The following is a 12,776-nucleotide window of genomic DNA, read 5'->3' as shown; positions in this document are numbered from 1 at the left end:
TCCCTACAGTTCTAGTCATTAGATCACTTGCTGTCCAGACCCATGGTGAAGATCCGCTACTGTCGCATCTTCACGCTGTGCGGCCCGTCCAGCCGGAGGAACGACCCCCCGATGACCCCAGCCACGGCTCGCCGATTACGCCTCGGCTCCCGTCTTGGCGCGGTCGTCCTGGCCGCCGTGCCGACCCTCGTCCTCGCCCTGCCCCGCGAACCGTTCGGCTGGTTCGCGTACCGGCCGGTGGTGACGAGCGTCGCCGCCGCGGTCGCGGGGGAGGTCATGGTCTGGGCGGACATGCTGTTGCCGGTGGCGCTGGCCCTGCTGGTGCTGTGGGCGCCCGCGTGGACCCGCCGGCTCGGGCTCCCGCTCACGCTGCTCGTCATCGCGGCCGACGTGGTGATCCCGCTGCGCTACCCGTGGACCCCCTCCCATCCGAACCGGGGGATCGAACTAGCGGCCCTCGCGGCCGCGGCGCTCCTCCTCGCCGTCGCCCGGCCCGGGACCGGTGCGGCGGATCGTCGCAGAGCCGCTGCCGGGTGGACGGTCGCGCTCGTCGTCGCGCTGTGGCCGGTGCTCCGGATGCGCCTCGCGCTCGCCGACCCGGCCACCCGGTGCGGCGAGTACGTCCACGCGACGACGGCGATCGACGACCTGTCCTTCTTCAAGATGCTGGCCATGGGCACCTTCGGCGTGAACGTCTGCCTGCTCGCCGTCACCGCGGTCGCCGCCGCGGGTCTCGGCGCGCGTGGAGCCCGGGTGCTGACCCTCGTCACCGTGGCGGGGCTGACGTTCCTCGTCCAGCCGATCACCGGCTACGGGTTCCCGGCGACCTGCCTGCTCGACCTGAGCCGCTGGCCGTACCTGGTCGCGGCACTCTTCCTCCTGCTCGCGTGCGTCCCGGGACCGGTGCGGCGGCTTCGTCCGTGACCGGTGCGGCGGATATGAAGCGGACATGCCCTTCGCGTATGAAGGGGACATGCCCTTCGCGACGGGGAGGCGGCCCGAGCGGCTGACCGTGATCCTGGTCCTGCTGACAGGGGTCACGGGCGTGGTCGAGGCGGTGAGCTTCCTCGGGCTCGGTCACGTGTTCACCGCGGTGATGACGGGCAACGTGCTGTTCGCCGGGTTCGGCCTGGCGGGCGGCTCCATCCAGGCGGCGGGGCCGCTCGCGGCCCTCGCGGCGTTCGCGGCCGGCGCCGGCGGCGGGCACTGGATGCACGGCGTGCTGCTCAGGTGGCGTGGGCGGCGGTGGCTGGCGTTCGCGCTCGCCGGCGAGGGTGTGCTCATCCTGGTGGCGGCGCTGCTCGCGCTGCTCCTGGGCGACCGCCTGGGGCAGGATCCGCAGCGCTTCGCCGTCATCGTCCCCCTGGCCCTGGCGATGGGCTCGCGCAACGCCACGGTGCTGCGGGTGGCGGCCCACGACCTGCCGACGACCGTGGTGACCCGGTCGCTGGCGGGGCTGTTCATGCTGTCGTCGCTGGAGACCGCGGGCCGGCGCTTCGCCACGGTCGCCGCGACCTTCGCCGGCGCCGTCCTGGGCACGCTGCTGCTGGGCGTGCATCCGGCCGTCCCCCTGCTGGTCGCCGCCGCCGTCGAGGTGGCAGCCGGCGCCATCTGCCCTCCCGCGAAGGCCTGACTCCTCTTCTCACGGCGTGAAGATTCTCACGGCGTGAAGAGGCGGTTCAGGTGGGCCGTCAGCAGGCCCACGGCCTCCTGCCCGTCGTACTGCCCGGCCAGCACGCTGGACTGCAGCCCCGTCACCAGGGCGAGCGCGATGGCCGCCGCGACCTTCGGATCCGCGCTCCCGGCGACCTGGCCGGCCTCCTGGGCCTCCCGGATCTGGCGGGCCACCAGGTCGCGCAGCGCGTTCGCGTACGTCAGGCCGTCGGGGGCGAGCTCCGGCCGGGTCAGCGTGAGCGTGTAGTGGGCCTGGTAAGCCAGCACGATCCGCCGGCTCTCGTCGTCGGTGGGGATGAGCGCCGTCAGCGCGCCGTACAGGAACGTGCGCGGTGTCATCGGCTCGCCGAGCGCCGCCACGGCCCGGGTCACCCGCTGCGCGATCAGCCCGCCCAGATGGGTGAGCACGCCGCGCAGCAGCTCCTCCTTGGTGTGGAAGTAGTACTGCACCAGCCGCAGCGAGACGCCGGCCTCGGCCGCCACCTCCCGCATGCTGGCCGCCTCCAGGCCGCGCGACGCGGCGATCCGGACCACCGCCGCGGCGATCTGGCTCCGGCGCTCCTCGTGGTCTACTCGCTTCGGCATTTTTTCATGATACACATGTATCAACAAAGACCGTCGAATGGAGTGAACGATGGCAGATCGCCCCCGGATCGGCCGGTTCCGCAACGAGAAGGCGGAGGAGCGCTACTTCGCCGGCTACGACGCGGCCATCCGCGACTGGCCGGCGCCGCTGGAGCAGCTCGACGTCCCCACCGCCTACGGCACCACCCGCCTCTACCGCACCGGCGTGGCGGACGGCCTGCCGGTGGTCTTCCTGCCCGGCCACGGCGGCAACTCGCTGGGCTGGATCCACACCAGCGGCCCGGTCGGCGCCGCCCATCCCGTCTACCTCGTGGACCCGGTCGGAGCGGCCGGGCGCAGCGTCCAGACCCGGCCCTTCGACGGCCCCGGCGACCTGACCGGCTGGCTCGCCGAGGTCCTCGACGGCATCGGTGCGCCCGCCGCGTACCTCGTGGGCTTCTCCTACGGCGGCTGGCAGGCGCTGCACGCGGCCATCCGCATGCCCGAGCGGGTGGCCGGGACGACGCTGCTCGACCCGGCCGCCTTCAGGGTGGCCGGCCTGCGCCACTACGCCTGGGGCTTCGCCTGCGGGCTCGGCCTCCACGCGCCGCCGTGGATCAGGCGACCCCTGGCCCGCCTGATCCACACCGACTCGATCAACCGGGCGGACGAGCTGCTCATGGTCGCCATCTCAGGCGCGTACCTGTACGAGCAGGGGCTGCCCCCGATGGTGCCCCTGACGGACGAGGAGCTGGCCGCCGTCACCGTGCCCAGCCGGTTCGTGTTCGGCGCGCACAGCACCATGCAGGACTCGGCCGCTGAGGCCCGGCGGCTGGCCCGGCTCGTCCCGTCCGCCGAGGTGGAGCTGGTGCCCGGCAGCGGGCACTCGGTCGCGTTCGACGTGCCCGACCTCGTCAACGCGCGCATCCTGGAGCACGCGGGCCGCGTGGCCCGTCAGATCGCAGGTGGGGAGAGGGCCGCGCCGCTCCGGGACCTGGGAGGGGTCTGACCTCGTCCGGTCACCGAGACGGCTGTGTGGTCCGGCTCGGGGCGAACGGGCGAGGCCGTGGCGGCGGAAATCGAAGTGTCCGGGAGGCCGGCCGGCGGGTACCCTGCGCGAGGACCTAGGAAGGGAATCGCAGTGGGCCACGTGGAGATCGGGCATCTGACGTACGTCCTGCCGGACGGGCGGCCGCTGCTCAACGACGTGTCCTTCCGCGTCGGCGAGGGTGTCAAGGCCGCGCTCGTCGGCCCCAACGGCGCCGGCAAGACCACCCTGCTGCGGATCGTCGCCGGAGACCTCCAGCCCGTCGAGGGCGGCGTGACGAGCTCCGGCGGGCTCGGCGTGATGCGCCAGTTCGTGGGCAGCGTGAGGGACGGCAGCACCGTCCACGACCTGCTGCTCAGCGTCGCGCCGCCGGCGGTGCGCCAGGCCGCCGAGCGGCTGGAGGCGGCCGAGCTGGTCATGATGGAGCGCGACGACGAGAAGACGCAGATCCGCTACGCGCAGGCCATCACCGACTACACCGACGCGGGCGGCTACGACATCGAGGTCCTCTGGGACACCTGCACCGTCGCCGCGCTCGGCGTCCCGTACGACGACGTGAAGTACCGCGACGTGTCGACCCTGTCGGGCGGCGAGCAGAAGCGGCTCGTCCTGGAGGCGCTGCTGCGGGGCCCCGACCAGACGCTCCTGCTGGACGAGCCCGACAACTACCTCGACGTGCCCGGCAAGGAGTGGCTGGAGCGGCAGCTCAGGGAGACCCCCAAGACGGTCCTCCTGGTCAGCCACGACCGCCAGCTCCTCGCCAACGCCGCCGACCGCATCGTCACCGTCGAGGCCGGCAACATCTGGATCCACGGCGGCGGCTTCGCCACCTACGGCGAGGCGCGCAAGGCCCGCAACGAGCGCCTCGACGAGCTGCGCAGGCGCTGGGACGAGGAGCACGCCAAGCTCAAGGCCCTGGTCAACATGCTGAAGAACAAGGCACGCTACAACGACGGCATGGCCGCCCCCTACCACGCGGCCCAGACGCGGCTGCGCAGGTTCGTGGAGGCCGGGCCGCCCGAGGTGCCGCCCGCCGAGCAGAACATCAGCATGCGGCTCAAGGGCGGCCGCACCGGCAAGCGGGCGGTGATCTGCGAGGGGCTGGAGCTGACCGGCCTGATGCGGCCGTTCGACCTGGAGGTCTGGTACGGCGAGCGCGTCGCGGTCCTCGGCTCCAACGGCTCGGGCAAGTCCCACTTCCTGCGGCTGCTCGCGGGCGAGCCGGTACGGCACGCCGGCACGGGCCGGCTCGGCGCCCGTGTCGTACCCGGCCACTTCGCCCAGACCCATGCCCGGCCCGACCTGCTCGGCCGCTCGCCGGTCGAGATCGTCATGACCGAGCACGCCAAGGACAAGAGTCAGGCCATGAAGGCGCTGGCCCGCTACGAGCTGGCCGGGATGGTCGCCGAGCAGCGCTTCGACACGCTCTCCGGCGGCCAGCAGGCGCGGCTGCAGATCCTGCTGCTGGAGCTGTCCGGCGCCACGCTGCTGCTGCTCGACGAGCCGACCGACAACCTCGACCTGGCCAGTGCCGAGGCGCTCCAGGCGGGGCTCGACGCCTTCGACGGCACGGTCCTCGCGGTCACCCACGACCGCTGGTTCGCCGCCGACTTCGACCGTTTCCTGGTCTTCGGCTCCGACGGCACCGTCTACGAGTCGCCACACCCGGTATGGGACGAGACCAGGGTCGTGCGGGCGCGTTAAAGAGTTGGTACGGCAGGCGCGTGTCCCCTGCCAGCCGTACCCATGAAGCGGCTATCACGGCAAAGTGATCCCGCGTAGCCGAACCGTCAGCCTTCTCGCACTCGGGGCGATCTGCCTCGCCGGGTGTTCGACAGAGGTCTCCTCAGAACCCAAGCTCAAGCCGCTCACGCTCAAGGAGCAGGTGTCGCACGTCTCGAAGTCGTCCGACGGGTACGTCGTCAACTGGGCGGGAGTCCTCGCCAACGACAACCCGTGGCACTTCGGCGAGCACGTGGTCGCCACGATCGTCGGCCGGGACGCCGCCGGGCATGAGGTGGTCAGGATGGACCAGCCGCTCGACGCCGTGCCGCCCAACGGTGACCTGGCCTTCACCGGCCACGCCAACGCCGAGCACAAGCCGGCGAAGGTGTCCATCGAGTACCGGCCCGCCCAGTGGCGGATCGCCGCCCGCGTCCCGTCGGCCTTCCGGCCGTTCCCGGTGACGCGGATCCAGACCCTGCCGCAGAAGGACGGCTCGGTGGTGATCACCGGTTACGTGGGCAACCCGTACCGGCTCCCGGCGGGCAGCCTGGTGGTCAACGCGCTGCTGCGCGGCCGGGACGGCAAGCTGCTCGGGGGAGGCAGCACGTTCGTCGACGACGTCAAGCCGGGCCGCTCGCCGCGCTTCGTGCTGACCGTGGAGGGGCTGCCCGACAAGAGCACGGTGACCGAGGCCGAGGTGACGGCCCGCACGTGGGGCTCGACGGCGCGGCCGTACGAGGAGCTGGCACTGGGCGGCGCGGTGCCGCTGCACACGATCAAGCCGTCCATGCCGCCGTTCGCCGTGGACCGGGGCAGCACGGTCGATACCGAGCACAAGGAGTGATCGCCGCCGCGTCCGTCTCCCCCCAGGACGCGGCAGGCGGGTAATACGAAATTTACTCTAAAAAGGCTAATGAATACTTCTGGCAGGGCAATTCCGGTGCCGTTCTGACAACCAAGGTGAACGAGCGACGCCGTACGCGCCGAAAGGGTAGAACTACAAGTTACTAATCCATTACATTCGGTCATATGAATGACCGCGTCCTGGTCGAAGCGCTCCGCGCCGGAGACCCGGATGCCCTCGCCGCGCTCTACGACGCGTACGCCGAGGGCATCTACAGATACTGCTGGTCCCTTCTTCCGCACTCCGACAGCGCGCAGGTGGCGCTCCGCGACACCCTGATCTCGGCCGCGGCGCACGCCGGCTCCCTTTCCGATCCGGGGCGGCTGCGGACGTGGCTCTACGCGCTGGCCCACGCCGAGTGCCTGCGCCGGCGGCTGGCCGCCCACCGGCCCGCCGCCGGCGACCCCGCCACGGGACCTGTGACGGGGTCTGCGACGGGCCCTTGGACGGGCCCTGAGGCATGGCCCGAGGCGCTCGTTCCCGTCGCCGGTCCGCCGGTCGAGGAGCTCTTCGCGCCCGGCTCGCCCGGCGACCCCGCCGACGCCGACCTGCGCGTCATGGCGGCCAATGCGGTCCGCGACCTGCCCCTCGCCGACCGGGCGGTGCTGGAGCTGACGGCCCGGCACGGCCTGACGCTGCCCGAGGTGGCCGCGGTGCTCGGCGTGCGCCCGCGCCAGGTCGAGGCCGCTCACGCGCAGGCCCGCGAGCGGCTGCGGGACGCGATCACGGCGGAGGTCCTGGCCCGCAAGGGACCCTACGACTGCGCCCGGCGGGCCCAGATCCTGACCGGGTTCGCCGGTGAGCTGACGCCCGAGATGCGCGACCAGCTCGTCCGGCACCTGCCCCGGTGCGAGACCTGCGCGCCGCACCGCACCCGCCCGGTGTCGGAGGCCAAGGTCTTCGACCTGGTGCCGCCGGTGCCGCTGCCCGACGCGCTCCGGGTCAGGGTGCTGAGCTGCTTCGCCGACCCCGAGCTGCTGCCGTACCGGCGTTACGTCGCGAGGCGATCGGGGGCACTCGGCCCCGACGGGTTTCCCGTACCCGGTGACAGGCGGCCTCGCCGGTGGCCTCAGGCGGTGGCTGGCACGCTGGCGGCGGTCGCGTCCATGGTGGCGATAGCGGCCGTCTTCCACCAGTTCGACGGCGACCTGCATCGGCAGGGCGGCGGCACGCCCGTCGCCCTGCCCGCGACGGCCGAGCCGCCCGGCGCCCGGCTGCCGTGGGGCCCCGCGCCGGGCGAGCCCGCGGTCGACGTCGAGCCCATCGTCGAGCCGATCGTGGACTCGCGGGCGACGTTCCCGTACGGGATGTTCCACTCGGTCACGCCGGTCGCGCCGCCGTCGACCGCGGGCGCCGTCCCCACCCAGGGCTCCCTGCCGGGCACCACCGCCGCCACCCACGCGCCCGCGACGCCCCCGTCGTCCCCGGTCCGCCCGCCCGGCACCCCCGGCACCCCCGGCGGCCCCGTCACGCCGCCCGGCGTCCCGGGCACCCCGGCGAATCCGGGTAATACCGGCACCCCAAGCAACCCAGGCACTCCGGGCACCCCCGGCGACCCGAGCGACGGAGGGCCCAGAGAGCACCAGAGCCACGGCCCCGGCGCCACCCCCTGTCCCCAGGGGCATCCCACCGGGAAGCCCACCGGGAAGCCCACCGGGAAGCCGGCCCCCACCCCGGTGCCCGCTCCCACCCCGCCCCCCGCCCCCACTCCGGCCCCGACCGCCGAGCAGCCCCCCACGCCGTCCCTCACGGCCGCCCCCTGAGAACGTTCGTGCAGGCCTACCAGCTCCGCGAGGACCCGCACCTCGGCTGCAGGGTCTGCCCGCTGCCCGTCCGTCCGGAGCTGGCCGACCTGGTGACCAGGAGCCACCGGACGGCCTGGCCCACCTGGCTCGACCGGGGGCCGCGCATGCTCCGCGACGTCCTGGAGCTCTGCCGCCTGCGCACCGCGCGCGGCCTGGCCGTCCTGTCCTGGCTGGCCGCCGACCAGCCGCAGGACGAGCTCGACTGGTTCTGGGCCTCCCGCAGGCTGACCGGCCCGCGCCAGGAGCGCATGTACGCGGCCGCCGCCGACGTGCCCGACCCGGTGCTCGCCCTGGTGCTGGCCAACTGGACGTGGGCGCTCGGCAGCCTCCACGGCGGCCGGATCACCGCCCCGTACCTGGCCGGAGCCGCGTACCCCAGTGACGGCTTCCAGGCCGCCGACGCCACCATGACGCTCTACCAGACCTACGACCGGCACCCCGAGACACGCCCGGCGATCACCGCGGCCTGGGCGGCGGCCCGGGTCGGCGCGGACTGGTGCCAGGCCGCCGCCCTGCGCGCCCGCTACGGCACCCAGACGCCCGTCTTCACCTACCCGCGCGGCGCGCCCCCGCCGCCGCTCGGCGTCCGCCCCTGGATGCAGCGCCTGTTCCGCCTCGGCTGAACACGCTCCGTGAGTTACGTGTGTGCGCAGAGTAACCTCTGGGAAAGGTGGTGCGTAATGCCACCAAAGAGGAGGGGAAAACCATGCGCTCCGTCAGGGCGGGCCTCGCCGCCTGCCTGGTCGTCGCCCTGTGCCCACCGGCCGGCCCAGCCGCCGCGCTCTCCGCGCCGGCCCGCCTCTCCGCTCATTCCGGCGCGCCCGTCGCCGCCGCGCGCCCGCCGTCCACGCGGCAGGTCCACCGCGCCCGCCGGGTCGTACGGCAGCGCAGCAAGGAGCTCGGTGTCGCCAGCGCCGCCCTCGTCCACGCCCGCTCACGCCTCGACGAGCTGACCGCGAGCGTCGAGCGGCTGGTGGAGGCGTACAACGGCGAGATGGTCCGGATGCGCCAGGCGAACCAGGCGTACGACGAGGCACGGGCGCGACTCGCCTCGGCCGACGCGGAGGTCGAGTCGGGGCGGCGGGCCGTCGCCGTGCTCGCCGCCGAGAGCTACGGCGGCTTCGACCTGAGCAGGCCCCTGCTCCTCCTGATGAGCGACACCGGCGACTACGACGGCTACCTGCACCGGGCCAGCGTGCTGGAGGAGATCAGCGGCGAGCGCGCCCTCGTGCTCGACCGGATGCGCGACGCCCAGGCGGTCGCCGGCATCATGCGTGCCCAGGCCGCCGACGCCTACGCCGAGCAGCAGGCGGCGTCACGGCGCGCCGAGCAGGCCAAGATCGCGGCCGACCGGGCCGTGGCCCGGCAGCGTGAGGAGACCAGAAGCCTGCGCCGGGAGCTCCACGGGCTGGAGCGCCGGGTCGACGCGGCCCGGAGCAGGGCAGACCGGCTGGCCAGGGAGCGCGAGGCAGCCCGCCAGGCCCGGCTCGCCGGGCTCAGCGGCGGCCTGGTCGCCAAGGGCTCGGCCGGCGGCGACCTGGCCGCCAACTGGGCGCTCACCCAGCTCGGCAAGCCGTACGTCTGGGCGGCCGCGGGGCCGTCGACCTACGACTGCTCCGGCCTGACCATGCGGGCCTGGGAGCAGGTGGGAGTGCAGCTGGACCACTGGACGGGCACCCAGTGGACCTCCGGACCGCACGTACCGCTCGACCAGCTCCACCGCGGCGACCTGCTGTTCTTCGGCTACGAGAGCGAAGATCCCGGCACCATCCACCACGTGGGCATCTACGTGGGCGACGGCATGATGGTCCACGCCCCGCAGACCGGCGACGTGGTGCGGGTCGCCTCGATGTGGCGGCCGGACCTGGTGGGCGCCACCAGGCCGGCCTGAGGAATCAGTGAGCGTGGCCCTCTTCGCGCGCCCGCTCGAAGGAGCGCTTGATCTCGACCTCGGCCTCCATCCGGCCGACCCAGTTGGCGCCCTCGACCGACTTGCCGGGCTCCAGGTCCTTGTAGACCTCGAAGAAGTGCTGGATCTCCAGCCGGTCGAACTCGGGCACGTGATGGATGTCGCGGATGTGCTCCATGCGCGGGTCGGTGGACGGGACGCAGAGGACCTTGTCGTCACCGCCCTTCTCGTCGGTCATCCGGAACATGCCGACGGCGCGGCAGGTGATGTAGCAGCCCGGGAACGTCGGCTCCTGCAGCAGCACCAGCGCGTCGAGCGGGTCGCCGTCCTCGCCGAGCGTGTGCTCGATGAAGCCGTAGTCGGCGGGGTACTGCGTGGAGGTGAACAGGAGCCGGTCAAGCCTGATCTTCCCGGTCTCGTGGTCCACTTCATACTTGTTCCGTTGTCCCTTGGGAATCTCAACGACAACGTCGAACTCCACCGCGGTTCCTCCGCTCATACCCCCCGGCACCCCCGGGTGGGCGTTAATGTCTCGTAGGCGAACACCAGGAGAGAGGTCAGGGACGTGGCGCGGCACGAGCGGTGGGTGATGCTGACCACGCTCGCCCTGCTCCAGGTCCTGACGATCGTCATCGGCGTCTACGCCGTGACGAGCGACCTGAACCTGGACGCCCTGACGAGGCAGTCGTCACCGGACGAGCCGACGGCGTCTCCTGAGGGGTCTCCCGCCGCCCCCGTGGTCACCGCGGGCCCGGTACTGCCCGGGCTGCCGGCGAGGGCCGGAGACGGACCTCTCCCGACTAAGAGTACTTTGACCCGCCAGCTCACCGACGCGCTGGGGGACAAACAGCTGGGGGCCCGGGTGGGCGCCGTCGTCCTGGACGCGGCCACCGGGGAGCGCATCTTCGCCGCCGGAGCGGACACGGGCATCACCCCCGCCTCCACCACGAAGCTGGTCACCAGCACCGCCGCGCTCGCCTCGCTCGGTCCCGACGCCCGCCTGGCCACGCGGGTCGTGCAGGGCGTGTCGCCCGGCGCGGTCGTGCTGGTCGGCGGCGGCGACCCCACGCTGGCGGGCCCCTCGGCCAGGCCGGGCTCCTACCCCAGGCAGGCGTCGCTGGCCACGCTCGCCGCGCGCACCGCCGCCGCGCTCAAGGCCAAGGGCGTCACCAAGGTCACGCTCTCGTACGACGCGTCGCTCTACACCGGCTCGGGCGTCTGCTCCTGCTGGAAGCCGAACTACATCCCCGACGGCGAGGTCGCGCCCGTGTCCGCGCTGGCGATGGACGAGGGCCGCCGCACCCCCAGCCAGTCCACGCCGCGCGTCTCCGACCCGCCGCGCTACGCCGCCGCCGCGTTCGCCCGGCTCCTCGGCCGCCAGGGCATCGGCGTGGCGCGGTCCGTACGCCCGGCCAAGGCCGCCGCCGGCGCGGCCGAGCTGGCCCGCGTCGAGTCGCCGCCCCTCTACGCCCTGGTCGAGCACACCCTGACCTTCAGCGACGACGACCTGGCCGAGGCGCTGGCCCGCCAGGTGGCGATCAAGGAGGGGCAGCCCGCCTCCTTCGAGGGCGGCGCCGCCGCGACCCTGCAGGTGCTCAAGCGGCTCGGCCTTTCGAACGGGGTCCAGATCCGCGACGGCAGCGGCCTGTCGCCGTTCAACCGCATCAGCGCCGACGCGCTGGCCCGCGTCATCGCCACGGCGAGCGGCGCCACCCACCCGGAGCTGCGCGCGATCGCCTCCGGCATGCCGGTCGCCGGCTTCTCCGGCACGCTCGGCAACGGCCGGCGCTTCACCGAGGCCGACAGCCGGGGCCAGGTCGGGCTGGTCCGCGCCAAGACGGGCACGCTCAACAACGTCAACACGCTGGCGGGGATGGCGACCACCAAGGACGGCCGGCTCGTCACGTTCGCCTTCATGGCCGACCGCGTCCCCCTCAACGCCGAGCCGGTCCTCGACCGCCTCGCCGCCATCGTCTCCCGTTCCTGACGCCGAAATGGTCGCTCCTCAGTCCGGACACCGGCGCTTCTTCGCGGGTTGGGAGAGGACCACGTACGGTGGACGGTATGCAGGTGATCGACTGGGATCTGGCCGTCTCGACCGGCACGCGCCTGGTGCGCCCCGGTCCCCAAGTGACCCGTGAGGAGGCCAGGCAGGCCGTCACCGAGCTCCGTACTCTCTCGCGGGAGGCCGAGGGCCACGTGCGGGAGTTCACCAAGATCCACGCCGACGCCGCGCCGCAGACGGCGACCGTCGTGGACCGGCCCGGCTGGATCAGGGCCAACGTCGAGGGCTTCCGCGTCGTGCTGGAGCCGCTCACCCAGCGGATCGGCGGCGGCGCCAATCCGCCGCCACCCATCGTCGCCGCCGTGGGCTCCCGCATCACCGGCGTCGAGGTGGGCGCCGTGCTGGCCTTCCTCGCCTCGCGGGTGCTGGGCCAGTACGAGCTGTTCCTGCCGCCGGACCCGTCGGGCCGGGAGCCGGCGGGCCGCCTGACGCTGGTGGCGCCCAACATCGTTCACGCCGAGCGGGAGATGAACGTCGACCCGCACGACTTCCGCCTGTGGGTGTGCCTGCACGAGGAGACGCACCGGGTGCAGTTCACCGGCGTGCCCTGGCTGCGCGAGTACATCCGCTCGCAGATGACCGAGTTCCTGCTCGCCTCCGACCTCGATCTCACCACGGTCCTCGAACGGCTGCGCAGTGCGGCCGACACCGTGGCCGACGTGGTGCGGGGCGGCGAGGGCAACCTCATCGACGTCATCCAGACGCCCGCCCAGAAGGAGATCCTCGACCGGCTGACGGCCGTGATGACGCTGGTGGAGGGGCACGGCGACTATGTGATGGACGCCGTGGGCCCCTCCGTGGTGCCGTCGGTGGCCGACATCCGGGCCAAGTTCGCCCAGCGGCGCGAGGGCGGCTCCAAGCTCGACCGGACGATCCGCCGCCTGCTCGGCATCGAGCTCAAGATGAAGCAGTACGCCGAGGGCTCGGCGTTCGTGCGCACGGTGGTCGGCAAGGTGGGCATGGACGGGTTCAACCGGATCTGGACCTCTCCCGAGACGCTGCCGACGACGCAGGAGATCTCCGACCCGGACGCCTGGATCCGCCGCGTCATCGGCGCTCCGGCGCTCCCGGCCTGACCGAGC

At 72.9% G+C, this 12,776-nt stretch carries 12 protein-coding genes; 10 read left to right on the top strand and 2 right to left on the bottom strand.

Annotated features, from left to right (window positions below):
* Window positions 1-111 precede the first annotated feature (111 nt).
* Window positions 112-924, top strand: coding sequence for a hypothetical protein (locus ACIBG4_RS09745; protein WP_397201464.1), 813 nt, complete (start codon window positions 112-114; stop codon window positions 922-924).
* A gap of 49 nt (window positions 925-973) precedes the next feature.
* Window positions 974-1,633 (top strand): DUF1275 family protein, encoded by a 660-nt coding sequence (locus tag ACIBG4_RS09740; RefSeq protein ID WP_397201463.1) that lies wholly within the window; start codon window positions 974-976, stop codon window positions 1,631-1,633.
* A 26-nt stretch (window positions 1,634-1,659) separates the two neighbouring features.
* Here ACIBG4_RS09740 and ACIBG4_RS09735 read toward each other — a convergent pair whose 3' ends face one another.
* Window positions 1,660-2,259, bottom strand: a complete 600-nt coding sequence (locus tag ACIBG4_RS09735) for a TetR/AcrR family transcriptional regulator (RefSeq protein ID WP_310708019.1) — start codon at window positions 2,257-2,259, stop codon at window positions 1,660-1,662.
* A 49-nt stretch (window positions 2,260-2,308) separates the two neighbouring features.
* On the opposite strand from ACIBG4_RS09735, the gene ACIBG4_RS09730 reads away from it, so the two are divergent.
* The 6 genes from ACIBG4_RS09730 to ACIBG4_RS09705 all read left to right on the top strand — a co-directional run bounded on the left by ACIBG4_RS09730 (window position 2,309) and on the right by ACIBG4_RS09705 (window position 9,611).
* Window positions 2,309-3,247, top strand: a complete 939-nt coding sequence (locus tag ACIBG4_RS09730; RefSeq protein ID WP_397201462.1) for an alpha/beta fold hydrolase — start codon at window positions 2,309-2,311, stop codon at window positions 3,245-3,247.
* A 132-nt stretch (window positions 3,248-3,379) separates the two neighbouring features.
* Window positions 3,380-4,990, top strand: coding sequence for an ABC-F family ATP-binding cassette domain-containing protein (locus ACIBG4_RS09725; protein WP_397201461.1), 1,611 nt, complete (start codon window positions 3,380-3,382; stop codon window positions 4,988-4,990).
* A 64-nt stretch (window positions 4,991-5,054) separates the two neighbouring features.
* Window positions 5,055-5,855 (top strand): hypothetical protein, encoded by an 801-nt coding sequence (locus ACIBG4_RS09720; RefSeq protein WP_397201460.1) that lies wholly within the window; start codon window positions 5,055-5,057, stop codon window positions 5,853-5,855.
* Between the two features lie 185 nt (window positions 5,856-6,040).
* Window positions 6,041-7,678, top strand: coding sequence for a sigma factor-like helix-turn-helix DNA-binding protein (locus tag ACIBG4_RS09715; RefSeq protein WP_397201459.1), 1,638 nt, complete (start codon window positions 6,041-6,043; stop codon window positions 7,676-7,678).
* An 8-nt stretch (window positions 7,679-7,686) separates the two neighbouring features.
* Complete coding sequence (locus ACIBG4_RS09710) at window positions 7,687-8,343, top strand: hypothetical protein (RefSeq protein WP_310708024.1); 657 nt, start codon at window positions 7,687-7,689, stop codon at window positions 8,341-8,343.
* Window positions 8,344-8,426: 83 nt separating this feature from the next.
* Entirely contained in the window at window positions 8,427-9,611 is a 1,185-nt protein-coding gene (locus tag ACIBG4_RS09705) for an NlpC/P60 family protein (RefSeq protein ID WP_397201458.1), read from the top strand.
* 4 nt (window positions 9,612-9,615) lie between these two features.
* On the opposite strand, the gene ACIBG4_RS09700 is transcribed toward ACIBG4_RS09705, so the two are convergent.
* Window positions 9,616-10,110: an inorganic diphosphatase gene (locus ACIBG4_RS09700; protein WP_310708026.1), complete on the bottom strand. Its 495-nt coding sequence runs from the start codon at window positions 10,108-10,110 to the stop codon at window positions 9,616-9,618.
* 84 nt (window positions 10,111-10,194) lie between these two features.
* On the opposite strand from ACIBG4_RS09700, the gene dacB reads away from it, so the two are divergent.
* Together dacB and ACIBG4_RS09690 are read left to right on the top strand one after the other, a co-directional pair.
* Complete coding sequence (dacB, locus tag ACIBG4_RS09695; protein ID WP_397201457.1) at window positions 10,195-11,616, top strand: D-alanyl-D-alanine carboxypeptidase/D-alanyl-D-alanine-endopeptidase; 1,422 nt, start codon at window positions 10,195-10,197, stop codon at window positions 11,614-11,616.
* A gap of 77 nt (window positions 11,617-11,693) precedes the next feature.
* Window positions 11,694-12,770: a zinc-dependent metalloprotease gene (locus ACIBG4_RS09690; protein WP_310708028.1), complete on the top strand. Its 1,077-nt coding sequence runs from the start codon at window positions 11,694-11,696 to the stop codon at window positions 12,768-12,770.
* Window positions 12,771-12,776 lie beyond the last annotated feature (6 nt).

The organism is Nonomuraea sp. NPDC050383, assembly GCF_044459125.1.
Lineage (GTDB): Bacteria > Actinomycetota > Actinomycetes > Streptosporangiales > Streptosporangiaceae > Nonomuraea.
The sequence above is the reverse complement of the archived record's forward strand: the minus strand, read 5'-3'. Positions and strand labels throughout refer to the sequence as shown.